The sequence below is a fragment of the Sphingobacterium micropteri genome, assembly GCF_014692515.1.
GTDB classification, from domain to species: domain Bacteria; phylum Bacteroidota; class Bacteroidia; order Sphingobacteriales; family Sphingobacteriaceae; genus Sphingobacterium; species Sphingobacterium micropteri.
Genome location: NZ_JACOIK010000008.1, coordinates 189,849 through 215,348 on the forward strand (window position 1 = coordinate 189,849; position 25,500 = coordinate 215,348).

20 protein-coding genes are annotated in these 25,500 nt (G+C 43.3%); 13 read left to right on the forward strand and 7 right to left on the reverse strand.

Annotated elements, in window-relative coordinates:
* Nucleotides 1-46 precede the first annotated feature (46 nt).
* Nucleotides 47-1,036: an LLM class flavin-dependent oxidoreductase gene (locus H8B06_RS12660; protein ID WP_190994636.1), complete on the forward strand. Its 990-nt coding sequence runs from the start codon at nucleotides 47-49 to the stop codon at nucleotides 1,034-1,036.
* Between the two features lie 66 nt (nucleotides 1,037-1,102).
* On the forward strand, nucleotides 1,103-1,903 hold the full coding sequence (locus H8B06_RS12665) for an aspartate dehydrogenase domain-containing protein (RefSeq protein ID WP_190994637.1): 801 nt from the start codon (nucleotides 1,103-1,105) through the stop codon (nucleotides 1,901-1,903).
* On the opposite strand, the gene H8B06_RS12670 is transcribed toward H8B06_RS12665, so the two are convergent.
* The gene (locus tag H8B06_RS12670; protein WP_190994638.1) at nucleotides 1,890-2,801 is read right to left on the reverse strand and encodes an NAD(P)-dependent oxidoreductase; all 912 of its coding nucleotides are present in this window, start codon (nucleotides 2,799-2,801) and stop codon (nucleotides 1,890-1,892) included. The two genes, H8B06_RS12665 and H8B06_RS12670, sit on opposite strands and share 14 nt — an antisense overlap.
* 13 nt (nucleotides 2,802-2,814) lie before the next feature.
* On the reverse strand, nucleotides 2,815-4,287 hold the full coding sequence (gene proS / locus H8B06_RS12675) for a proline--tRNA ligase (protein WP_190994639.1): 1,473 nt from the start codon (nucleotides 4,285-4,287) through the stop codon (nucleotides 2,815-2,817).
* 187 nt (nucleotides 4,288-4,474) lie between these two features.
* Here proS and H8B06_RS12680 point away from each other — a divergent pair, with 187 nt between their 5' ends.
* From H8B06_RS12680 to H8B06_RS12690, 3 genes are all read left to right on the forward strand, one after another.
* Entirely contained in the window at nucleotides 4,475-5,620 is a 1,146-nt protein-coding gene (locus H8B06_RS12680) for a hypothetical protein (RefSeq protein ID WP_190994640.1), read from the forward strand.
* Nucleotides 5,621-5,691: 71 nt separating this feature from the next.
* Nucleotides 5,692-7,242, forward strand: coding sequence for an OmpP1/FadL family transporter (locus H8B06_RS12685; RefSeq protein WP_190994641.1), 1,551 nt, complete (start codon nucleotides 5,692-5,694; stop codon nucleotides 7,240-7,242).
* 11 nt (nucleotides 7,243-7,253) lie between these two features.
* A complete protein-coding gene (locus H8B06_RS12690) occupies nucleotides 7,254-7,556 on the forward strand; it encodes a hypothetical protein (RefSeq protein WP_190994642.1) in 303 nt (100 codons plus the stop codon).
* A gap of 46 nt (nucleotides 7,557-7,602) precedes the next feature.
* Here the strand turns inward: H8B06_RS12690 and H8B06_RS12695 are convergent, their stop codons facing one another.
* The gene (locus tag H8B06_RS12695; RefSeq protein WP_190994724.1) at nucleotides 7,603-8,628 is read right to left on the reverse strand and encodes a quinone-dependent dihydroorotate dehydrogenase; all 1,026 of its coding nucleotides are present in this window, start codon (nucleotides 8,626-8,628) and stop codon (nucleotides 7,603-7,605) included.
* Between the two features lie 50 nt (nucleotides 8,629-8,678).
* Here H8B06_RS12695 and H8B06_RS12700 point away from each other — a divergent pair, with 50 nt between their 5' ends.
* Nucleotides 8,679-10,598, forward strand: a complete 1,920-nt coding sequence (locus tag H8B06_RS12700; protein ID WP_190994643.1) for an ABC-F family ATP-binding cassette domain-containing protein — start codon at nucleotides 8,679-8,681, stop codon at nucleotides 10,596-10,598.
* A gap of 150 nt (nucleotides 10,599-10,748) precedes the next feature.
* Here H8B06_RS12700 and H8B06_RS12705 read toward each other — a convergent pair whose 3' ends face one another.
* A complete protein-coding gene (locus tag H8B06_RS12705) occupies nucleotides 10,749-11,873 on the reverse strand; it encodes a lipid II:glycine glycyltransferase FemX (protein WP_190994644.1) in 1,125 nt (374 codons plus the stop codon).
* A 177-nt stretch (nucleotides 11,874-12,050) separates the two neighbouring features.
* Here H8B06_RS12705 and H8B06_RS12710 point away from each other — a divergent pair, with 177 nt between their 5' ends.
* The 3 genes from H8B06_RS12710 to H8B06_RS12720 all read left to right on the forward strand — a co-directional run bounded on the left by H8B06_RS12710 (nucleotide 12,051) and on the right by H8B06_RS12720 (nucleotide 14,607).
* Nucleotides 12,051-12,461, forward strand: coding sequence for an Rrf2 family transcriptional regulator (locus H8B06_RS12710; protein ID WP_190994645.1), 411 nt, complete (start codon nucleotides 12,051-12,053; stop codon nucleotides 12,459-12,461).
* A 51-nt stretch (nucleotides 12,462-12,512) separates the two neighbouring features.
* Nucleotides 12,513-13,361, forward strand: coding sequence for an SDR family oxidoreductase (locus H8B06_RS12715; RefSeq protein WP_190994646.1), 849 nt, complete (start codon nucleotides 12,513-12,515; stop codon nucleotides 13,359-13,361).
* 112 nt (nucleotides 13,362-13,473) lie between these two features.
* Nucleotides 13,474-14,607: a metallophosphoesterase family protein gene (locus H8B06_RS12720; protein ID WP_190994647.1), complete on the forward strand. Its 1,134-nt coding sequence runs from the start codon at nucleotides 13,474-13,476 to the stop codon at nucleotides 14,605-14,607.
* Nucleotides 14,608-14,618: 11 nt separating this feature from the next.
* Here the strand turns inward: H8B06_RS12720 and H8B06_RS12725 are convergent, their stop codons facing one another.
* Both H8B06_RS12725 and H8B06_RS12730 read right to left on the reverse strand, forming a co-directional pair.
* Complete coding sequence (locus H8B06_RS12725; RefSeq protein ID WP_190994648.1) at nucleotides 14,619-16,739, reverse strand: cation:proton antiporter; 2,121 nt, start codon at nucleotides 16,737-16,739, stop codon at nucleotides 14,619-14,621.
* 6 nt (nucleotides 16,740-16,745) lie between these two features.
* Nucleotides 16,746-17,333, reverse strand: coding sequence for a hypothetical protein (locus tag H8B06_RS12730; RefSeq protein WP_190994649.1), 588 nt, complete (start codon nucleotides 17,331-17,333; stop codon nucleotides 16,746-16,748).
* Between the two features lie 210 nt (nucleotides 17,334-17,543).
* On the opposite strand from H8B06_RS12730, the gene H8B06_RS12735 reads away from it, so the two are divergent.
* The 4 genes from H8B06_RS12735 (at nucleotide 17,544) to H8B06_RS12750 (ending at nucleotide 23,782) form a co-directional block, all read left to right on the forward strand.
* Entirely contained in the window at nucleotides 17,544-17,930 is a 387-nt protein-coding gene (locus H8B06_RS12735; protein ID WP_190994650.1) for a hypothetical protein, read from the forward strand.
* A 108-nt stretch (nucleotides 17,931-18,038) separates the two neighbouring features.
* On the forward strand, nucleotides 18,039-19,118 hold the full coding sequence (locus H8B06_RS12740; RefSeq protein ID WP_190994651.1) for an efflux RND transporter periplasmic adaptor subunit: 1,080 nt from the start codon (nucleotides 18,039-18,041) through the stop codon (nucleotides 19,116-19,118).
* Between the two features lie 33 nt (nucleotides 19,119-19,151).
* The gene (locus H8B06_RS12745) at nucleotides 19,152-22,313 is read left to right on the forward strand and encodes an efflux RND transporter permease subunit (protein WP_190994652.1); all 3,162 of its coding nucleotides are present in this window, start codon (nucleotides 19,152-19,154) and stop codon (nucleotides 22,311-22,313) included.
* 26 nt (nucleotides 22,314-22,339) lie between these two features.
* On the forward strand, nucleotides 22,340-23,782 hold the full coding sequence (locus H8B06_RS12750; RefSeq protein WP_190994653.1) for a TolC family protein: 1,443 nt from the start codon (nucleotides 22,340-22,342) through the stop codon (nucleotides 23,780-23,782).
* 55 nt (nucleotides 23,783-23,837) lie between these two features.
* Here H8B06_RS12750 and H8B06_RS12755 read toward each other — a convergent pair whose 3' ends face one another.
* Nucleotides 23,838-25,499, reverse strand: a complete 1,662-nt coding sequence (locus H8B06_RS12755) for a sulfatase family protein (RefSeq protein WP_190994654.1) — start codon at nucleotides 25,497-25,499, stop codon at nucleotides 23,838-23,840.
* Between the last annotated feature and the right edge of the window lies 1 nt (nucleotide 25,500).

The window sequence follows — 25,500 nt, forward strand, 5'->3', positions numbered from 1 at the left end:
ACATAAGGATTACCATATTTCCTGACGAAGTCAGTAATTTTGTGGTATGAAGAAGATTAAACTTTCGGCTTTGGATCTAGCGACTGTCTGCAAATGGCAAAACGCACAACAAGCTATTGCTAGAAGTGTCGAAGCGGCTCAATATGTTGAGGAATTAGGATACGAACGGATATGGTTCGCAGAGCATCATAATATGGAGCATATTGCCAGTTCGGCAACAGCTGTTTTGATTGGCCATGTCGCGGGTAAGACTAATCATATACGGATTGGATCGGGAGGAATTATGTTACCCAACCACTCTCCTTTGGTTGTTACCGAACAATTTGGCACTTTAGAGACATTATACCCTGGCAGGATCGATTTGGGACTGGGCCGTGCTCCCGGTACCGATCAGGTAACAGCCATGGCACTCCGTCGAAACAACCTGAATACCGCATTCTACTTCAAGGATGATGTACAGGCTCTCCAACACTATTTTGAAAACGATGATCCATCGGAGAAAGTACGTGCCTTCCCCGGTGAGGGATTGGATATCCCCATTTATATTCTAGGTTCCAGTACCGACTCCGCGCATTTGGCTGCTGAGTTAGGGCTACCTTATGCTTTCGCCGCACATTTCGCACCCGCCATGCTCGCCCAGGCAGCGGAGATTTACAGAAGGGAGTTCAAACCTTCCAGCCATCTGAAAGAACCTTATTTTATTGTCTGCGTCAATATTATAGGCGCTAACACAACAGAAGAAGCAGATTTCCTTTCCAGCAGCTTACATAATATGTTTGCCGGTATTATCACAAACCATCGGCGACCGCTATCTCCTCCTACAGAACAGACAATATACCACGGCATCCCCGAAATTGAGAGAGCCGTCCATAGCATGACCGCATGTACTTTCACAGGCGATAAGGAAACGATTAAACAAGATGTCTATGATTTTGTCGACCGGTATCAAGTTGATGAAATCATGACAACAAATTATGTTTATGACAATCAGAAACGACTAGAATCGTTTCGTATCATTAAAGAGGCGTTAATATAGAGATACGTTCAGTTCAAAAGCAAAAACGATTTTGCTTTGCTTGAAAAAAACGGTATGTTGGACCATATGGAAAAAAAGACTTTAGCTATCATTGGTTGTGGCAAATTGGCCACACTTATTGCGGATGCGTATAACGCCAATCTACTTCCGGAATACGAATTGGTTGCTGCGTATTCCCGAAGCATGGAAAAAGCGCAACACATTGCCGACAAGGTAAATGCCAAGGATTCCAGATCATCCTGTGTACCTTGTGCGTCGATTCAAGAGGTTTTAATGATGAAACCCAACTATATTATCGAAACCGCTTCACCGAATGCCCTAAAGGAGTTTGCGCTTGATGCTTTAAAAAATGGCTCTTCCATCGTGACACTCTCGATGGGCGCTTTTGCAGACCAAATATTTTATGAGGAGGTCGCTAAAACAGCTAAAGAACATGGTACGAAAGTACATATTGCTTCTGGGGCTATCGGCGGACTGGATGTATTACGGACAGTTTCCTTAATGGGTAAATGTGAAGCTTCTTTTCAAACCGAAAAAAGCCCTAACTCGCTTAGAAAATATGCGCTCTATCAAGAATCCTTACAACACGAGAAAAAAAAGGTATTCGAAGGGAACGCCATCGAGGCGATTTCACTTTTTCCTACCAGCGTCAACGTATCTGTCGCCGCATCAATTGCATCCGTAGGCCCTGAAAACATGCGTGTCTCGATAACCTCTACGCCTGATTTTGTGGGCGATAACCACCGCATAGAGATCAAAAATGAACAAGTCCATGCGGTGGTCGATGTATACAGTGCTACGGCGCAGATTGCCGGTTGGAGCATTGTCAATACCCTACGAAATATTGTTTCGCCTATTGTGTTTTAAGATAGGTTTCGATATTGGCCAGTACTTTCTCGCTCAGGCGTACAAACGCCTGGCGGGTACGGCCTACCGACACCCCCATGCAGTTCACATGCGGGTGCGTCAGAAATTTCTCATTCCCTAAAGCGATCAAGGTATCGCAATAGCAACGATTATCTCCTGCGATCCATTTCTCAAAAGGTTCTTCATCCCAAGCGGGCGAAAGTCCGGTATTAAACAATATCTTCCGATCGCCCATGGCCTCAAATTCCTCCTTGTGCAGCAAAACTACACCACGGTTTAAGCAGGTGATGATTACTTCATTTTCTTCTACCAATTCGCGAACCGGTAAATACCGATAACCTTTTTGCTTGGCATCCTCTTTTTCCGAGCGTGCGAAATACGAAATTTCTGCACCAAAGAACCGGAGTGCATCCGCTATCATCCCCCCGGACTTGCCTAAGCCGACGATCCCGACTTTTGTGCCGGTGATTTCTCGCGGCACACCGTCCCAAGGAGCACGGCGCGTGCCATCGTTCTCCGTACCAAAACCGTGTAAACAACGCACCAGCTCACTCACCACATATTCTACCACACCTTCGTCGCCGTAATCCCGAACACCTAACACCGTGATACCTTTGGAATTCGCATACCGGATATCCACATTGGCACTTTCCGGGGTGTACAGCGAGCAGCACATACCAATATATTTTACGTTAGGGCATTTCACCAACGCATCCTCCCCCAAACGAGAAATATAACTGATTAAAACAGCATCCGCGTCGCCAATCCGTAAAGCCATCTCTTCTGCAGATTGTGGACTATTTGGATAAAAGACCACTTCCTCCGCATAGTCGAATAATGCCTTTTCAGCCGAAGGAATTAAGTTTAGTGGTTCAACGGCAACTAATTTTTTAAACATATGTAATATATCTTTAATATGCTTTCGCAAATAATACACGCTTACCAGATGGCTTACCCGTGAAGATACAAACGCCCGCTTCTTCCTTCGCATCCAAAGGGATACAACGAATAGTTGCTTTCGTTTCGTCTTTTACACGTTTCTCGGTCTCTACGGTTCCATCCCAATGACAGGAAATAAAGCCGCCCTTGTTTTCCAGTACATCTTTAAATTCTTCATAAGAATTCACTTCCGTAATATGTTCGCTACGGAAAGACAACGCTTTATGGTAGATATTCTCCTGGATAATACCCAATAGATTTTCGATGGTCACGGCCAGCCCTTCCTGTGATACCGTTTCTTTTGTTTGTGTATCGCGCCGTGCCAATTCCACGGTGCCATTTTGCATATCACGCGCACCAACAGCCACACGTAACGGCACACCTTTCATTTCCCACTCTGCAAATTTAAAACCCGGACGTTGCGTATCTCTATCGTCATATTTTATCGATATATCCATGTCCCGCAATTCGCTTGTTAGCTTATTAACAAAACCATCGATGTTCGCCTTTTCTTCTTCTGTTTTGTAAATAGGAACGATAACCACCTGAATAGGAGCTAATTTTGGTGGCAACACAAGCCCTTGATCATCGGAGTGTGCCATAATCAATGCGCCCATCAAGCGAGTAGATACACCCCAAGAAGTTGCCCACACATGCTCCAATTTTCCTTCTTTCGATGTAAATTTCACATCAAAAGCTTTTGCAAAATTTTGGCCTAGGAAATGCGAAGTACCCGCCTGCAATGCCTTGCCATCTTGCATAAGTGCTTCTATACAATACGTCTCCAATGCTCCGGCAAAGCGTTCGTTTTCTGTTTTTACGCCTCGAATGACAGGAACAGCAAGTGTCTGTTCGGCAAAATCTGCATATACCTCCAACATTCGTTCTGCTTCTTCAATAGCCTCTTCACGCGTGGCATGCGCCGTATGTCCTTCCTGCCATAAGAATTCGGCGGTACGTAAAAATAAACGGGTGCGCATTTCCCATCGTACTACATTCGCCCATTGATTTACTAAAATAGGCAAGTCACGGTAGGACTCAATCCAACCTTTATACGTATTCCAAATAATGGTTTCCGACGTAGGGCGTACAATAAGCTCTTCTTCCAATTTTGCCGTTTCATCCACAACGATATTTCCTTCACCATCATTTTTCAATCGATAGTGTGTTACGACGGCGCATTCCGTTGCAAATCCCTCCACATGCGATGCTTCTTTAGAGAAAAAGGACTTGGGGATAAATAAGGGGAAATAAGCATTCGAATGTCCGGTATCTTTGAATTTCTTGTCTAATATCGCTTGCATACGCTCCCAAATAGCGTATCCGTAAGGCTTGATAACCATACAACCGCGAACCGCCGAATGTTCTGCCAAATCGGCCTTGACGACTAAGTCGTTATACCATTGTGAGTAATCTTCACTACGACTTGTTATTCCTTTTCCCATTATTTATTTCAATTATTATTTCTGTAACAATTATTGTAATTTGCTCGTATTATTATGAAAAAACTTGGGGTAGCCCTAAGTTTTATTTATATTTTTGGAAACGGATTAAACCCCCGTCTAAAAAACGGGTCTAAGATAATAAATAAAGACTGTATTAGCGAAGTTTAACAGTAGAGGATATTATATCATGAAAACAAATAGATTATTATTCGGTAGTTTGACACTTGCAGCCATTTTTGCGCTGAGCTCGTGTTCAACAAGTAGGCAGATCGCCCACCGAGACGATGTGTATAATAATCAATCCCAAGCTCCCCAAGATTACCTGAGTCCGGATTATTATTATACTGATGGCGAAGTACAGGAGGAGCAATATGTCCAAAATGACTATTATGCTGATGAATACGCCGACGAAGAATACGTAGAAGGATTTGAATATGACAATAATCTGGAATATGCGAACCGCATTAACCGTTTCTATTACGGTGCACCCGGCATGCCTTATTTCGACCCTTGGTTTGACCCTTGGTATGGATACGGAGGAGGTTTTGGCCTAGGATGGTCTAGCTGGGGTTGGGGATCAGGTTGGTCTCTAGGATTCGGATGGGGTCGTCCCTCCTTTGGTTTTGGCTGGGGATGGGGAAGTCCTTATTACGGATACGGTAATTGGGGCTGGGGTGGATACCCTTATGCCGGCTGGGGCTATAACGCCTGGGGACACCCTGGATACGGATATGGAAACCATTATTATGGTGGAAATCGTTATTATGGTGGAAACCGATATAGTGTACGGCCAGCCAATGCACCTACCCGTGTTGCCGCTCGCAGTGGATACAATACACGTGTAGGGAATACGACACGTGTTTCCAACTCACGCGTGGCTCGGGATAGAAACGGTCGTATTGTGACCGGACGCACAACCCGCGCTACAGCAAATGGTACACGCACTACACGTGCTTCGGGAAATACAAGCCGCGTACGGACAGAGAACGGAAATGTTACTAGAAATCCTGCTAATAGACCTTCAAACTCTTCCCGTGTCGGTACACGTACACGTGGTGCAACGACTAACAGAGAAGCGGTAGGAAACAGATCGAGAACAACCACTCGCCCAACAACGGGTACGAGTAACACATCGCGTTCAAGGACAACCACCCGTCCGACCACGCAAAGTACTAGACCGACTACTACCCAACCGTCCAGACCGGCTACGCGAAGCACACCTTCGTATTCGCCTTCGAGAGGTTCCTCTGGTGGCTCCATGTCGAGCGGTGGTGGATCGTCAAGAAGCTCGGGTGGTGGCGGAGGCAGCTCCCGTGGGGGAAGAACAAGATAATTTTCTCTAACAGATATAATTGACATGATGTAGAGGCGCAAAACTTGCGTCTCTACTATTTAAAACAAACTATGCATATAAAAAACATACTACTTACATCTTTATTACTTTCCGGAATAGGTTTTTCCGCTCATAGCCAATCTGTAGGCAACGGGTTAATATTTTCGCAAGAAACCAATGGTGGTACCGCGCGATTCAAAGGATTAGGGAATGCAAAAACAGCATTAGGCGGTGATATCAGTTCCATTACCGGAAATCCTGCTGGATTAGGTTTTTTTGGTCAATCTGATATATCCGTAACGTTCAATTACGACAATGCTGCGAACAAAGGCAATTACTTTGGAAATAGCGTCAGCAAGAATAAAGGCAGATTTGGTGTGGATCATGCCGGCGTCGTTTTTCACCTTCCAAAAAATGAAGGTTATTATGGATGGCAAAATTTCAATATAGGGATAAGCTATGAAAATACCAATAGATTTTCTAATCATGTGCGTTATGAGGGGGTAAATCCCGACAATACCATCATTAGTGCTTATACGGATGATATAGCACAATTTGGAGATCAAGCACTTACCAACAGTTTATCCGGCATGAGACTTATTGAAAGGTTTGCCGATACCGATAAAGGTTATTTCCCGATCACCAACGAGGTTGGGAATAAAGATCAGATCAGTGATATATTGACGACCGGCAACAGTTTCAAGACATCCTTGGCATTTGGCGGTAACTACAACAACGTCTTTTATATTGGCGGTAACATCAGCTTTACTTCTTTTATACACGAAAACTCGGCACAGTTCTCCGAATACGGTTGGACGAAAGATGCCGCTGCAGTAGCCGCGGATAATCCCGGATCCAATTTTATCGATCCAACTCATCCGAATTACGATTTTTTGAAGGCTAATTACGAGATGCTGGACGATTACTACCAACGTTCCGAAGGCACTGGAATCGACTTCAAAATTGGTGCTATTTATAAACCTACGGTCGATTGGAACATCGGAGCCACCATTACCTCTCCTACTTGGTATACCGTTGATCAATATACGGAAAGTTATATCGGCGTGGATTATTACGATAACGAGAATGCAGAGGAAGCTTTTGATTATGGTGAAACGGAGTTTAGAGACGATTTTAGCTATCGCTTGGTTACACCTTGGAAATTTGGCCTTGGCGTATCTAAATTTTTCGGCCGCGGATTGATCTCGGCAGATGCCGAATACGTTAACTACGGTAGTATTAAAATTCGGGACACCAGAGGGCCAAATTCATCAGAAGATGCGCTTTGGGACCAAGATTTTAAAGATGCTTACCAAGGAGCCGTTAATCTACGTTTAGGCGGTGAATATTTAATTACCAATACCGTCAGCGGACGCGCAGGTGTCAATTATTTCGGTAACCCTTATAAGAACGCTGATAATAAACAGTATAGCGGTAGCTTGGGTTTAGGCACGAAACTTACAAACACCCTTTATCTTGATCTAGCAGTTGTTCACCTTATTAATGATTATAAAGTAAGTCCGTATCTTCTTAATGAAGAATTTTGGAACAGCACTAGTCCAGTTGCAGACATCAAACATCAGCGTACAAATGTAGTGTTGACATTGGGGGCTAAGTTTTAACTTATTTACATATGAAACCCAAAACCGTCATATTCAGCATCATCACCGCATTTGTGCTGATTATTCTCTTTAATAACAAAGAAGAAGCAAGCTTTTGGTTTTTTGGCGAAATACGCACCTCAAAATTATTGATTTTGGGTGTATTCTTTATTTTGGGAGTTATTACTGGTGGGATTGTATTCCGTCGAAAAAAGAGTCATCCGAAAGAGTATAGCATTAATAATACAACCACAGTAGATAATCCGGAAATACAAAACCCATCTCCTTACACTAATTTATCAGAGGAGGATCGGAAGTTTTTGGATCGTGATTAAATTTTGTAACTCGTGATTTGCGAGGGTCTGTTAAAATATACTACATTTACTTTAACAGACCCTTGCATATACTACTGATTAATGCAGGCCCTTCATAGATAAACCCGGTATACACCTGGACCAAGCTGGCTCCTGCTTCCAGTTTCTCAATAGCATCTTCCGCCGAATGAATCCCGCCTACTCCTATTATCGGGAATGAACGATTGGAGCGTTCGGCTAAGTATCGAATAACCTCGGTAGAGCGATTTGTGAGCGGTTTCCCACTGACCCCTCCTGCTTCCTTCACTAAAGATGGATCACTATACAATCCTTCTCTTGAAATAGTCGTATTCGTCGCGATAACACCGGCTATTTTTGTTTCTGTCACGATTTCCACAATATCATCCAATTGGGAATCTGTTAAATCTGGAGCAATTTTAAGTAAAATCGGTCGCTGGATATATTTGGTATGGTTCAAATCTTGAAGTGTATTCAAGATTTTCTTTAAAGGCTCTTTTTCCTGCAAATCCCGTAAACCCGGTGTATTAGGCGAACTCACATTCACCACAAAATAATCTACATATTCAAAAAGCGCATTGAAACAATAAGTATAATCGTTTACAGCTTCCTCATTGGGTGTCGTCTTATTCTTGCCGATATTTCCTCCAACAATCAACTTATTCCGGTCTTTCAGCCGTTTCAAACGACCTGCAGCCACATCAGCACCCTGATTGTTGAATCCCATGCGATTTATTAAAGCCTCATCGTCCACCAACCGAAACATCCGTGGTTTATCGTTTCCCGGCTGTGGACGCGGGGTTACGGTCCCGATTTCGATAAAACCAAAACCCAAACCTGCCATCTCTTCGATATACTCCGCATTTTTATCAAACCCAGCGGCAAGCCCTATCGGATTTTTAAATTTCAATCCGAATACTTCACGCTCCAAACGAGGATCATCCACCGTATAAAGTGACTTAAGCAATGACTTCGCACCCCAAATTTTAGTAAATGTGCGCAACCCTCCCGTCACCCTATGGTGTGCAGTTTCAGGGTCCATCGTGAAGAATATAGGTTTAACGATTTTATACATATCTGCAAAGGTAGCCAAAGAAGCAGAAATATTCATTACTTTTGCAGCAAATGATATCAATTAATAATTTAACATTCGAGATTGGCTCACGTGCACTATATGACGACGCCAACTGGCATATAAAACCCGGAGACAAAGCGGGATTAATCGGTGCAAACGGGGCTGGGAAGTCCACGTTGCTGAAATTAATCGTAGGTGATTATGCCCCGACTTCAGGCACTATTTCCATGGCGAAGGACTTAAAGATTGGTTATCTTAACCAAGATTTGTTGTCCTATCATTCCGATAAAAGTATCCTGCACGTTGCTATGGAAGCTTTCGAACGGCAAAACCAATTGCATTCAGAGATTGAAGTATTGCTTAAAAAACTGGAAACCGACTATTCGGACGAGATACTAAATAAACTGAGCGATAGACAGATGGAGTTCGAAGCGCTCGACGGTTATAACATCGAGTTTCGTGCACACGAAATCCTCGCCGGACTGGGGTTTTCGGAGGAAGAGCAACAGCGTCCCTTAGCGACGTTTTCGGGTGGTTGGCGTATGCGTGTTATGCTCGCGCGTATCCTCCTACAAACACCAGATATTCTGTTATTGGATGAGCCGACTAACCACTTGGATTTACCGTCTATTAAATGGCTGGAGAATTATCTACAGGCGTTCGAGGGTGCTATCGTCATTGTTTCGCACGACCGCTATTTTCTCGACCGGATCATCAATAAAACGGTGGAATCCCGCAAAGGAAAACTGACAGTCTATGCCGGAAATTATTCTTTTTATCTGGAGGAGAAATCCTTACGTGAGGAAATCCAAGGCAATCAGTTCAAGAATCAGCAAGCGAAGATTAAGCAGGAAGAACGGCTAATAGAGCGTTTCCGAGCGAAGGCGAGCAAAGCCAAAATGGTACAATCCCGTATTAAAGCACTCGATCGTATGGAAAAGGTGGATGCTGTGGATGATGATAACCCCGAGGTGAATTTCAGCTTTAAATTCTCCAAACCTTCGGGACGCCATGTTGTTACGGTGGAAAATGTTTCTAAATCATATCCTAATCTGGAAATTCTACGTGATACAAGTGCCATTATCGAAAAAGGAGATAAAATAGCGCTCATCGGTGCAAACGGTAAAGGTAAATCGACCTTGCTTCGCATTGTGGCCGATGCGGATAACGAATATGAAGGCAAGAGCATCAAGGGACATAATGTGTCCCAAACATTCTTTGCGCAGCATCAATTAGAAGCGTTGCATCTCGAAAACACCATTATACAGGAGCTGGTCAACTTTGCTCCCAAACATACCGAAACCGAATTACGCTCCATCTTAGGTTGCTTCTTGTTCACCGGTGATGATGTCTTTAAGAAAATCAAGGTGCTGTCGGGTGGCGAGAAATCGCGCGTCGCGTTAGCGAAGGCATTGACAGCCGATGCAAATTTTCTTGTACTCGATGAACCGACCAACCACTTGGATATGGCCTCTGTTAATATCCTTATCCAAGCTTTACAGCAGTACGAGGGCACATTCATCGTTGTTTCGCACGACCGTTATTTCTTAGATCATGTTGCTAATAAAATTTGGTTTATCGAAGACAAAGAAATTAAAGAATATCCAGGCACCTATGCGGAATATGAAGAATGGAGTGCAAAGCGTGTGGTAAAGAAAGAGCCTCAGGGAGAAAAGAAAGTCGTGAAAGAGAAAGAGCAGCCTAAAAAAGAAAAGACTCCCCCATCGGAAGACAAGAACAGGCTCATCCAACGTAAAAACAAGGAGTTGGCAACGCTTGAACAACAAATAGAGGAAAGCGAGAAATCCGTGAAGGAGCTTGAAGCACATTTAGCAAAAGAAGAAGTTTATTCGGATGCACCAAAGCTTCAAGAAGCCACCCGGACGTATAATTCTGCCAAAGCTTCTTTTCAGCAGCTCCAACAAGATTGGGAAAAGCTAGCCGAAGAGATCATGGAACTTGAGGGATAAATTTGTACTTTTTTCCCGTAAAAAAGTACGCAAAAACCTCGTCACTTCGGATATTTGACATCGAGGATAGTACAAAAAATGGACTTCTACAGTTGTCAAATTTCCGGATGTGACCCTTTTAAGGGAAAGGGAGGGACAGTTTATGGTTATTTAACTTAGGTGGTAACGTTGGTTTTTAAATTCCATCGAGGTATAATAGCTATATTTCTCTGTATCCAGCGGATAGTCCCAGCATCCCATGCGGTGGTACATCTCTCCACCAAAGCCTTTCTTGAAACGATAAAGTCCGTACATCGGATGCGATGGATCGGGGTTTGGTGCTGTTCCAAAAAAATCATATTCTGTACACCCCCGTTCCTTTGCCATTTCCATCGCACGCCACTGCAGTGCATAAGTAGCCATATAATTTCGGTTTTCTGAAGCCGAAGCTCCGTAGAGATACGTTCCCCGATTGGCCGAGATTACCAAAAACATCGCCGCTAGCGGCTTGTCTTCGATTTCGGCAACCAATAAATACACATCTGCGGGTGAAGAAGTATCGTTTGCCCGGGCTGAAAGTACAATCCGGAAGTACTGAATATCATGCAAAAAGAAATTATTTCGGGTAGCCGTCTGACGGTATAAATCATACCAAATCTCCAGACTTTCAATTCCCAACGAACGCACATTTACACCTTTCCGCTGTGATAGGTTGATATTATATCGTGTTTTGGGTTTCATACTTCCGAACAGCATATCCGTATCCTTCCGTAGATCTATGAACATGGTATTAGAAGGAAGAATATCGGTATTAGCCTTTCTCAACCGCCAATTGGTCGTGCTGTAATTGAGTCGAATCTCCTGTATACTTTTCTCGGGTACACCGAGCCAATTGCCATGCAGATCATAGCAATTTTCGTCCTTTGCCCAAAGTGATTGCCAAGGTAAATCATACCTGATCATAATGCACTTAGGCGGCAGAAACGTCCGTAAACTTTCGGACAGCTGTTCCAAGAAATAACCTTGATTTTCCTCCGATGGTTCTACTTCGGGACCATAAGGCACATAAGCAATACTATGCTCCTTATCGATCGGTTGGATAACAATCAATAAATCACCTATAAAATAAGCGTCACTTTTGCTATGCGTATATAAATCAGATTGTTTCGTTCTGAAATTGAACGCTCTGGTACGCAATCCCTGTAAGTTTTTCACTTCTGACCAATAGGCCGTTTGTTGGATAATGGATGTCTTATAAACTTGTTTAATTTCCTTATCTTCTAATTCCGCGATCATATATAAAAATTATAGTCATGATTTCAAAACCCAAAAGCTGCGAACATAGCCAAAATGTTTGGATTAAACAGCTCTTATTTGTCACTACCGTGTTATATATTGCCGATAAAAGTATGTCCCTTATCTAAATGTAACATTATTTATTACATTTAGATATTTATTATTATCTTTGTCTCCATGAACAATACAAGGTTTGCAACAGTGATACATATATTGACACTTTTGGGTAAAACGCCTGAACAGTGGCTGAGCTCAGATTGGATTGCAGGTAGCATCCATATCAATCCGGTAATTGTTCGTAAAGAACTCGGTTTTTTACAGGACCAAGGTTGGGTCATCAGCAAAAAGGGTAAAGAAGGTGGGTCTATGTTGGGGGTTCCAACCCATAAAATAAGTTTGGCCGCTATTTACAAAGCTGTCAAAAACACCAGCGTATTAGGCAAAAAAAATCAAACTCCCAATCCAAAATGCCCCGTAGGAAAACATATCAACAAAAAATTGGATCAACTTTTTGCCGAAACGGATGAGATGGTGTCTAATGCACTTTCTCACAAAACGCTTAAAAATTTTGTAGAGCAATTTGAATAATTTTTTTGACCCTTAATGTAACAAAGTTTATTACAAATAAATATTAATAATATGACAAAAATAGGAATCACCGGAGCTACTGGACAACTGGGTCGTTTGGTAGTAGAAAAATTAAAACAACGTGTAGATGCGGATAATTTAATAGCGCTTGTACGCGCGCCTGAAAAAGCGGCGGATTTAGGTATCGCGACCACCGCGTTTGATTACAACAAACCTGAAACCTTAATTGAAGGACTTCAGGGGATTGACCATCTTTTGCTCATTTCTGGAAATGAGGTTGGGCAGCGCAAGGCACAACATCAAAACGTTATCGATGCCGCACGCCAAGCGGGTGTTCGATGGATTGTTTATACAAGTCTCCTTCGTGCAGACTCGTCCTCTTTGAGCTTAGCACCCGAACATCTCGAAACCGAAGAACTACTCAAAGCTTCCGGCATTCCCTACACCATCTTAAGAAACGGTTGGTATACGGAAAACTATACTGCCTCCATTCCAGGTGCTTTGGGTGCCGGTGGGTTTGTAGGAAGTGCAGGCGATGGCAAGATTTCATCTGCTTCACGCGCCGATTACGCTGAAGCGGCGGCAACCGTGCTGAGCAGTGAAGATCACGTTGGAAAAGTCTACGAATTAGCAGGAGACGATGCGTATACCTTAAAAGACTTAGCGGCTGAAATTTCTCGACAGACTGGGAAAGACATCCCTTACAATAACCTTTCCGAATCGGAATATGCCGGTGTGCTAGCGTCGTTAGGTTTACCTGAACCACTTGCACAAGCTATTGCGAGTTGGGATGTAGGCGCCTCCAAAGGTGATCTATTCGACGATAAGAAGGTTTTATCCCATTTAATCGGACGGTCCACAACACCGTTAGCTGAATCTGTTAAAGAAGTGTTGGCTTAGCATAATGAATCAAGGCAGGCTTATTGGTTTCTTTTATGTCATAAGTCTGCCTTATCATATTAAATATCCACGAGTTAACATTCAGTTAATATTGATTTCTTATGTTTGCTCTATGGAAAATATAAAATACAATGTCCCAGTTGTGTTGCACCATACCAGTGATGATTCACACAACTTCAAACCATTACCTATTCCTACGGGCGAATATCCATATCGCTTGAACATAGAAAAGATCATTGGGGAAGCGACAAACGGAATACAAGACCGCATGTTTTTTCATATGGTCGGTGACACAGGCAGTGTCCGTCATTCTGATTTTCAGGCAACGGTTGCCCATACGCTAGCCCAACAAATTGAAGGCCATCCGGATGCATCGCCTACTTTCTTTTTCCATTTGGGTGATATCGTTTATAATCATGGTGAAGCACACGAATATCCGGTACAATTTCTAAAGCCTTATAATCAATACCCAGCTCCTATCTTTGCTATTGCGGGTAACCACGATGGCGATATCAATCCGAACGCATCCAGTCCGTATCAAAGTCTCGACGCCTTCATGGATGTCTTCTGTGATACACACAGCCGACCGGTAAGTTATGGTTCGGGCGCCAATAGGAAGAGTATGGTACAGCCCAATGTATATTGGATATTGGAAACACCGCTTGCACGTTTTATAGGTCTGTATGCCAACGTCACCAAGCATGGTATCATTACCGATGAGCAACGCGAATGGTTTATAGAAGAATTACGAGATGCCGCCATACAGCGAGATGAGCAGGCTATTATCGTATGTATACATCACGCTCCATACTCGGCAGATACAAACCACGGATCGAGTATCGCTATGATTGATTTTCTCGAAAGTGCATTTGCCGAAGCTTCCGTGATACCCGATGCCGTATTCAGCGGTCATGTGCACAATTACCAACGTTTTCATAAAACATACCCAGATGGTATTACGGTGCCTTACATTGTAGCCGGTGCGGGAGGATACGCTGACCTCCACACGATAGCCTCTCACGACTCCGCTATAGTAACACCATTGCAAACGTTCGACAATGACGTTCGATTAGTTTCTTATTGCGATGACCGTTTTGGCTTTCTCAAAATGGGCGTTGTCAAAACGGATGAAGGTCTGAAACTGACGGGAGCATATTATACGTTAACCCAACCGGATGATATGGAAGCCAAGTTATACGATCGTTTTGAGATTCCGTTGCAACGGCAAATATTCTACGAAGTGTAGAATTATCAATATTATCCAAAAACTTTCCCGATAACGTTACCGATTGCGGCGAAATCATCGAGATTATTGACGGCTCTCCTTTCGATCGGGTTTTCTCGTGCTTCCGAATACGGATAAATCAAGATATAATTATTGTGAAGTAAATTATTATTTAAAAATTCCGGTACCGCATGCATTGGAGAAGTATAAGAGAATCGATTTCTATCAGCCATGAGCACAATTAACCCTTGATCCGTCTCCAGTCCAAGCAATACGCTCTCCGCTTCGTTCCAAGACTCCATTTCTTGCAGTTCGGCTTCGATTGCTGATTTCTTTAAAACACGTTCGAGAACGCCCAGCATCCGCTTGTTAGTGTGAAATGTCATCGTAGCGCCCGAATTACGCGCAATGTTCCAGATTTTTAACAGTGCGTGAAAAAATCCTGGTTCCTCCTCGGCATCGCGCGGAATAATAACGACATAGTTTTTCACCGTCGATATCGGCTGGACGGCGCGGTATATCAATAAATTCACATGCTCGTTTGTCAGGTAACCATTATAAAGATTGTAAATAAACGACGCAGAAAATCCTTTTTCACGTTCCAAACCGATGATTAAATCGGTGATATTTTTCTCTTTAATGACATTATTAACACCAGATACAACCTGTTCATCATGCCGGGTGATAGGTGTAATAACGACATCGGTGGCAGCGCCCATTTTTACTGCCGCATCTAAAATACGTTCTGCATTTTTGGCCGACGATTCATTTTTGTCCTCATTGATAATATTTAGCGCAAATATTCCCTCTTTATTTGACGCTGTTTTAACCAGCAGTCCAAGGTTGACCATTTTCTCGGTCATCTGCTCATTATTGATCGGCAGTAGAATCCGTTCCCTTTCGACACCTTTACCCGTCACCGTGTTGTCCTTATCCACATCCGCTATTTTCTGTCCGCTCGACATCGATACGAATGACGATATGGTACAAGACACTAAAATGAGTAAAATACTTCCATTTAATACATGGTCATTTAATAATCTGATTGGCTCGCCGTCCGCAGTTTCGCCGATGATAATCGTATAACCGACCATTACAGAAGCTAATGTTGCCGCAGCAGATGCTGCACTCATGCCAAAGATTAACCGTCCTTCGTTGGCCGTAAGCTTAAAAGTCCGTTGCGTCAGATATGCTGCCATATACTTCCCGCCTATCGATGCCACAAGCATAATTGCCGCTACCCCAAGCGTTTCCCAATCGTTTATAAAAGCCTTAAAATCAATCAGCATACCCACGCTGATCAGAAAAAACGGAATAAATATGGCATTACCTACAAACTCTACCCGATTCATCAATGAAGAAGTATGTGGGATGAGCCTATTGAGTGCCAAACCCGCAAAGAAAGCTCCTATAATTGCCTCTATTCCCGCTATCTCGGCAAGAAGTGCCCCCATATATATCATCACAACTACGAAGATATACTGGGAAATCTTATCCTCCACGCGCTTGAAAAACCATCTTGCAATGATCGGAAACAACATTAATACGATGGCCGAAAACAACACCATAGAAACTCCAAGTCTCACCCAAAATTCCGTACCTGCCTCTCCTTGGGACATACCGACAATGACAGCAAGCACCAAAAGTGAAAGTACATCGGTTATCATCGTTCCACCAACGGTAATATTCACGGATAAGTTTTTCGCAATCCCCATACCGCTGATCAGTGGGTATGCAATAAGGGTGTGCGACGAGAACAAACTAGCGAATAAAATGGATGTTGGAATGGAGAATTGCAACACATAGAAGCCCCCTATAAATCCCAGAGCAAAAGGAAATATAAAGGTGTATAATGCAAATGTCAAACTCTTCCATTTATTCCGTTTGAAATCCCCCATATCTATTTCCAATCCCGCCAAGAACATAATATAAAGCAGACCTGTCGTCCCTATTACAATAACACTGCTGTCTCGTTCCAGCACATGAAAACCATTAGGCCCAATTAAGGCTCCAGCGATAATTAACCCCAATATGTGTGGAACTTTAATTTTGTTCAACAAGAGGGGAATAAACAGGATAATAACCAATTCAATCAGAAATTTGATTAGCGGGTCTGTAATCGGAAGTGTTATTGGGTGTATAGCAAGCATCATATATCGTTATTTTGCTCTCGGTGTTAATTCTACTGAAAATACAGTCTCACAATTATTTTTACCTGTTAAGACCAGTATACCTCTCATCACACCGGGTTTTATATCATCGAGCTTGGCCCGTCTGGTTACCCGCGATCTACTCACGTTGGTATCGGCTAATACATTCAGCGTAATTTCGTTGCCGCTATGTTGTCCTTTAAATATGCGAATATGTTCGTCGTTGTTGACAACTTGAACATAAGATCCAATGGAATCTGAATAAAATCGCCAGACCTCGTGACGTTGATCCCCAACAACATAGTTTACACAACGTGAAGTACGGCACACCATCCGACTATTCCATTCGCCCACTATGCTATCTGGCCAAGATTCATACGTGGAGATGGTATCTCCCTCCAATTGAGTTAATTTGCTACCCCGCAGACTATCCCTCATCTTTAACAACATGCGATAGTCTTCTTCTATCAATGCAATACGCTCTTCCCGCTGTTCAAGCGTTCTTTCACGATCGTCAAGCGTCTGATTCTTGCCATCTTGCCCACAACTTATCAGCAATATCATCACCAGATATATTGTATAAAAGCGTACTATCATGCTTATTTTTTTATTCATAAATATACTATAACGCATACCCTAACAAAACCGCTACCATGTAGTTTTGTTTACAGAAATTTTCAAAAACTACTTTTATGAAAATTCCAACTATCCGTTCGACGTTGTACCATTCCCACACAGAAAGGTTACCATAAAAAAGTACAACTAGCTATTGGAATTTCGCTTTTTTTTATACATTTGCTCCGCAATATGCGAAAAAGGACTAAACAATATATTGCCGTCGCGCTGCTTCTTATGCTACAGATTGTAGGGAGCTTTGATTTATACGCGGCAATACATTATCCTTGCTACTCTTCCAGCGACCAGCAAACGACTTTACTTCACAAAACAAACACGACCGTTTCATTCGATCGTACGCCTGTAGCATTTCACAAAAACCTCTCCGAGGTTTTGGAAAACAGTGATTCTAGTTTGGTTGATTTTCCTTTTTCAGTAGCAGCCTTTACCACCCTACTTGTCCAGTTTTTATACTATATCGTATTACCAGAAGACCGGTCACTGGTTTACGGCTTTGTTCCACCCCAAGGGGTAGATTCAGCTGGCCGATACCTTCTTTTTTCCAACTTTAGAATTTAGGATCAAGCTCCTTTTCAATTTTCTTAGTAATTCCTGTTTTTCAATACATGTTCAAACATCGGTATTGAAAGGAGATTTATATAGCCTTTAAAGAACAAATATCCATATATGAAACGTATCATTTTTTTTAGCGTGCTGGGCACGCTATTAACCCTCTCGTCCTGCCATTCTCATCAAAAAGAGAAAGAAGAAAACATTTTTCTGGTTACTTCCTCCCTTATTAAAGACACCACTATTACGCAACAATATGTTAGTCAGATCCGCTCCGCCAGGCATATTGAAATACGTTCGCAAGAACGCGGTTTTTTGGAGAAAATATATGTAGATGAAGGCCAATTTGTCCATAAAGGGCAGCTCCTTTTCCAAATTATGCCTAAAATTTACCAGGCAGAATATCTTAAAGCGCAAGCCGAAGTGGAGGCAAGTACGTTAGAGGTAAGCAATGCACAGGCACTAGCGGATAAGCAAATCATTGCACCAAACGAATTAGCCTTGGCCCAAACGAAACTGAAAAGAGCGGAAGCCGAAATGGAATTGGCAAAAACACATTTACAGTTCACCAAGATTACTGCGCCCTATGATGGTTACATCGATCATCTGGAGCTTAAATTGGGCAGTCTAGTAGATGAGGGTGAGCTACTGACGAGTCTTTCCGACAATAGTACCATGTGGGTTTATTTCAATGTCACGGAACGCGAATACCTCGATTTCAAAACCAATAAAGATCAGCAGGACGTCAGCAATGTGCAGCTATTGCTGGCGAATCAACAGGTGTTTTCCCAACAAGGAAAAGTAGAGACTATCGAAGCAGACTTTAACCACGAAACGGGAAATATTGCCTTTCGGGCGGCCTTCCCCAATCCAGATAATCTTCTGCGAAACGGGCAGACCGGTACCATCCTGATGTCTAAACCTTTCAAGAAAGGTATCCTTATTCCGCAAAAAGCCACGTTTGAGATCATGGACAAAAAATACGTATATGTCGTGCATGATGACGAAACAGTCAAGCTGACACCGATCTCGATCAAAGCAGAGCTCCCGGATTTATATGTAGTACAGCAAGGTTTAGACGGAAATGAAAAAATATTGCTGGAAGGTATCCGCAAGGTGCAGGACGGTGATAAAATAAAATTTGAATACGAAGAGCCACAGCAGGTCATGGCTAAATTGACATTGCCCAGTGAATAATAAGCAGATCATAAACATTTAAAAACATAGCATATGTTTGAGAACTTCATAAAACGCCCCGTATTGGCAATCGTCATGTCCATCTTTATCGTACTCATGGGACTATTGGCGATCAATTTCTTACCCATCTCCCAATTTCCGGACATTGCTCCGCCGGTGGTCGTCGTGAATATTGCATACCCCGGAGCGAGTGCAAATGTCCTTACCGAATCGGTGTTGATTCCGATGGAAAAAGCTATTAACGGTACTCCAGGCATGAAATATATGACCTCCGACGCGACCAGTGCCGGAGAGGCCGCTATCATGGTTTATTTTAACCTCGGTACAGATCCTAGCTTAGCTATGGTGAACGTGAAAACGCGTATCGAACAAGTCACCAACAACCTACCGGAACTCGTACAGCGCGAAGGCTTAGTTGTTAGCTATACCTCTCCCAATATGCTGATGTATGTCAACGTATTCAGTAAAGATAAACATGCCGACCAAAAGTTTCTATACAACTTTGCGAACGTCAATATCATCAATGAAATAAGCCGGTTGGATGGTGTCGGGAGTGCAAAAATATTGGGGAGCCGTACCTATGCCATGCGCGTTTGGCTCAATACCGACCGCATGCGTGCGTACAATGTCTCGACAGAAGAAGTCATGGAAGCCATGGCCCAGCAGAGCATCATCGGAACACCAGGGCGCTTAGGGCAAAGTACCGGTAAAAAAACACAGTCTTTAGAATATGTTTTAACCTACGAGGGGCGGTATAATAAGCCTGAGCAATATGACAACATCATTATCCGGTCGAACCCGGACGGTGAAAGCCTCAAATTGAAAGATATTGCCACCGTAGAACTTGGAAGTGAATTCTATGATATTTACTCTAATCTAGACGGCCTCCCTTCAGCTTCTATCACGCTCAAACAGAGCTACGGCAGTAATGCTAACGACGTTATAAAAGAGGTAAAAAACAAGCTTGAAGAGATTAAAGCGTCTTCATTTCCTCCCGGTATGGACTACAAAATCACCTATGATGTATCCAACTTCTTGAATGCATCGATGGATAAAGTCGTTCATACCCTTATCGAGGCCTTTATACTGGTGGCTTTGGTGGTGTTTATCTTCTTAGGCGACTGGCGGTCTACCTTAATTCCCATCATTGCCGTTCCGGTATCCTTAATCGGGGCGTTCTTCTGTATGCAGGCCTTCGGACTGACGATCAATTTGATCACGTTGTTCGCTTTGGTTTTAGCTATCGGTATCGTAGTGGATAACGCCATTGTCGTGGTGGAGGCGGTACATACCAAGATGCACGACAAGCATATGCATGCCTATCCCGCAACGCTCGAGGTCGTCAAAGAAATCAGCGGCGCTATCATCGCCATCACCTTGATGATGACCGCGGTGTTTATCCCCGTAGCTTTTATGACCGGACCGGTAGGTGTATTTTTCCGGCAATTTTCGATTACCATGGCCAGCTCGATCGTGATCTCCGGTTTTGTCGCCTTAACATTGACACCTGTTTTGTGTGCCATGCTGTTAAAAGGCCAACAGGGCAAAAAGAAGAAGAAAAGCATCATGGATAAGATGCTAGATGGTTTCAACAAACGTTTCGAGCGTACGACGACCCGATATGCTGTATTAATGAAACGACTGGTTAACCGCAGGCTCATTACATTTCTATTATTCGCCATATTCGCTGTAGCAATCGTCGGAATCAGCAGTACCCTACCTTCCGGTTTTATTCCGAATGAAGATCAAGGTATGATTTATGCGATTGTGCAGACGCCACCAGGCTCCACTTTAGAGCGAACGAACGACATGACCACCCAGCTACAGCATGTTGCTGAACATATGGAAGATGTATCTTCTGTGACGGCATTGGCTGGATATGAAGTGCTGACAGAAGGCCGTGGTTCCAATGCCGGAACCTGTCTGATCGCATTAAAAGACTGGTCCGAACGCAAACATACCACAGCAGAAATCATCGAAGAACTGGAAGAAGAAACCAAAGATATCGCCGGAGCAACGATCGAATTTTTTGGTCCACCGGCCGTACCAGGATATGGCGCCGCGGGTGGTTTTTCCATGCGCTTACTCGATAAGACCAATTCAGATGATTATAAAGCACTCGAACAGGTCAACGATGACTTTATGAAAGCCCTTGGTGAACGGAAAGAATTAACAGGATTATTCACCTTCTTTAGTGCTAATTATCCACAATACGAATTGGAAATCGACAATGAAGCCGCTATGCAGAAAGGCATTAATATTGAGACGGCTATGAATAACCTGTCGATATTGATTGGCAGTACCTACGAACAAGGATTTATCCGCTTCGGCACCTTTTACAAAGTCTATGTACAAGCCGCGCCCGAACACCGCGCCCTCCCGGAAGATATCATGAAACTTTATGTCAAAAACAACCGCGACGAGATGGTGCCTTATGCGGCTTTCATGAAAATGAAGAAGACCCACGGACTAAATGAAATTACACGATACAACATGTATCCATCCGCGTCCATAAAAGGCGAACCGGCAGCAGGCTATAGCACAGGCGAAGCCATTAAAGCTATTCAGGAAGTAGCCGCACAGACGCTTCCAAGAGGTTACGACATCGGTTGGGAAGGACTAACAAAAGACGAAGCTGCACGAGGCAACGAAGCATTGTATATTTTTGGTATCGTTTTAGTATTCGTTTATCTCGTACTCGCTGCACAATATGAAAGTTTTATCATTCCCTTCGCGGTGATCCTGTCGTTACCCGCAGGTATTTTCGGAACATTCTTATTGTTAAAACTGATGGGGCTATCGAACGATGTATATGCACAAGTAGGGCTCGTTATGCTCGTTGGGCTCCTGGGCAAAAACGCCGTCCTTATTGTCGAATTTGCCATGCAGAAAAATGCCGAAGGGCTATCCACCTATAAAGCAGCGATCCACGGTGCTAAAGCACGTTTCCGGCCGATTTTGATGACTTCTTTCGCATTTGTTGCCGGTATGTTGCCCATGCTGTTTGCGCATGGACCGGGCGCTATCGGAAACAAAACCATCGGTGCTGCCTCCGCCGGAGGCATGCTGTTGGGAACCATCTTTGGGGTTATTGTCGTCCCCGGTCTCTACTTTCTGTTTGGTAGCATCGCCAATAAACGCAAGCTCATCAAATACGAAGAAAAAATGCCTTTGTCCGAACGCATAGAGAATTAACATCCAGCAAACTTATCAGAAAAAAGATGAAGAGAAAATATATATCTTACAGCAGTATCCTCCTACTATCAACCCTATTTGGTGCCTGCGGTGTCCCGAAGATAGCAAAACAGGAAGTACATAAAGAACTGCCTACACAATACGACAATCAATCCATACGCGACAGCAGAACCAATATAGCACAAATTGACTGGAAAGACTACTTCCACGACCCATATTTAGCAGCCATTATTGACAGCGCACTTCAACACAATCAGGAACTCCTTATCACGATGCAAGAAATCGAGATAACGGCCAATGAAGTGATGGCACGTCATGGAGAATATCTTCCGTCGGTAGGTATAAAAGCAGAGGGCGGAATAGAAAAGCGCAGCGAGAATACACCCTTGGGTGCGATGGAAAGACAAGTTGAAATCCGGCACGGGAAAGAAAATCCCGAACCGATGCCGGACGTAGGCTTTGCGCTTGTCGCCAACTGGGAGATTGACATCTGGAAAAAACTGCGTAACGCGACCAAGTCTGCACAACTCCGTTATTTATCTTCGATCGAAGGTAAAAACTTCATGGTCACCAACCTCGTCGCCGAGATTGCTCGTTCTTATTACGAATTGCTGGCTCTTGACGAACAGAACAGGATGATTCAGCAAAACATCCAATTGCAATCGCAGGCACTGGAAATAGCGAAAGTCCAGAAAGCAGCAACACGCGTCACAGAACTGGCGGTAAAAAAGTTCGAAGCCGAGTTGCTGCGAACCCAAAGTCTGCAGTTTGCCGTACAGCAACAGATCGTAGAAACGGAAAACAAGATAAACTATCTCGCTGGCCGATATCCTCAACACATCCTCCGACCCGAGTCAGACTACGCCGTTAATAGCAGTCTCATGTCGTTTGCAACAGGATTACCAGCAGCGTTATTAAACAACCGCGCCGACATCCGGCAGGCGGAACTCGAAATAGCCGCCGCAGATCTGGATATCAAGGTTGCCAAAGCTCGGTTTTACCCATCGGTCGGTATATCGGCCAATCTAGGTTATCAAGCTTTCAATCCAACATATCTACTGAAAACGCCGCAATCATTGATCTACTCGCTGTCTGGGGATTTAATGGCGCCGTTAATCAACAAAAAAGCGATACAGGCCGACTATAAGAACGCCAATGCGAAACAGGTTCAAGCGGTATACAGTTATGAACAGTCTTTGCTGAATGCTTATGTAGAAGTTGCCAATCAATTGGCCAACTACCAGAACATTTCCCAAAGCATTGGGTATAAAGCCAAGCAGGTAGATGTCCTTAACAAATCCATTGAAATTGCGAACGACTTATTCAATGCTGCGCATGCAGAATACCTGGAGGTTTTGATGACACAACGTGATATTTTAGAAACGAAGATGGAGCTCATTGAAGCCCAACGTGACCAATATATGGCTAAAGTGAATCTATATCGTTCCTTAGGTGGCGGATGGCAGTAAGTTATTTCACACCAAGTAGGCTAACAAAACGTATTAGCCTACTTGGTATTAATACTTAATAAATCTCACCAGCAGTTCGAAGAACCTGTTCCGCTTCTTTATCTTCATATTTTAGGATCAACTCCTGAAGTCTGCCCTGCAAAGATTCCTGTACAGAACCGTAATCCGGGTGATCAATAACATTCGATAATTCGTTCGGATCCTTCTGGAGATCAAAAAGCTCCCAATTATTCAATTCACCATAAAACCGAACCAGTTTATATCGTTCAGTACGGATACCAAAATGTGGATGAACACGATGAGGCTGTGGGAATTCATAATAGTGGTAATATCCAGCGTCCCTCCATTGTACACTATCTTGATCATTTACCAATAACGGTAAAAATGAGTCCCCTTGAATATCGTTTGGAATAGCTGCACCCGCCAATTCCAACACGGTGGGTGCCCAATCAATATTTAGAATAAGATTTTGAAGATTCAAACCCGGTTTTACGATCCCCGGATAGCGGAGCACAAATGGTGTCTTTAACGATTCCTCGTAAATAAACCGTTTGTCAAACCAACCGTGCTCTCCCAAATAAAACCCCTGATCTGAGGCATATATTACGACCGTATTCTCTGCCAGACCACTTTCATCCAAATAGTCCAATAATTCCCCTATATTTCGGTCCAAAGATTTTGCCGTAGAAAGATAATCTTTCAGATAGCGCTGATACTTCCATTCTACTAATTCCTTTCCCTCCAATTTCTTTTCGGCAAATTCTTTCGATATTTTACCGTAGTAGTCCGACAATGCCTTCTCTTGCGCAGGCGTGTAGCGACCTCTCACATGGGCATCCAATGCTTTACTTTGGCTGGCGGTAAGTTCCTTACCTCCAAACCACTTTTCAATGAGCTGTTGCTTTAATTCCTGCGCCTGCTCTTTGTTTGGGTTGAACACCTGTCCCACTTTCAAATCCTGTCTTAGCACCATCGTTTTATCGATAGTCATATCCTGATCCTTAGCAGCTTCCCTGCCTTCATAATCGTCGTAAAACGTCTCAGGAATAGGAAAATCTACACTATCAAAAGCCCCTAGATCTTGGATGTCAGGCATCCATTCCCGATGCGTAGCCTTATGTCCTACCACCAGAAAGAAAGGTTTATCAGCATCTTGCTGCTCGATAAAATCCTTAGCAAAAGACGTGATGATATCGGTCACATAACCTTCGTGTCTCACCGTATCACCGTTGTTATGAATAAAATCTGGATTATAGTAATGGCCTTGTCCGGGCAGTATATTAAAATAATTCAACGCTTCGGTAGGGAGTGTTCCCAAATGCCACTTGCCGACCCAAGCCGTATTATAGCCGGCTTTTTGCAACTCCTTTGTAAAAATTGTCTGGTTAAGATCAAAATTAGGGTTTTCATTTGTCTTAAAGCCATTCTTATGACTGTACTTCCCGGTTAATAAAGTTGCCCGACTAGGTCCACAGATACTGTTTGTCACCAGTTGGTTTTTAAGGATCACCCCTTCCTTTGCGATCCGGTCAATATTTGGTGTTTGTGCCAGTGTACTTCCATACGCGCTGATTGCCTGATATGCATGATCATCCGAAAAGATGAATACGATATTTGGCCGTTTACGTTTAACCGAATCCAGCTGTTGTCCGAACGTATTGAATGTCACACCAGATAATAATCCAGCGAGCACGTAACTATATATTTTTCTGTTCATA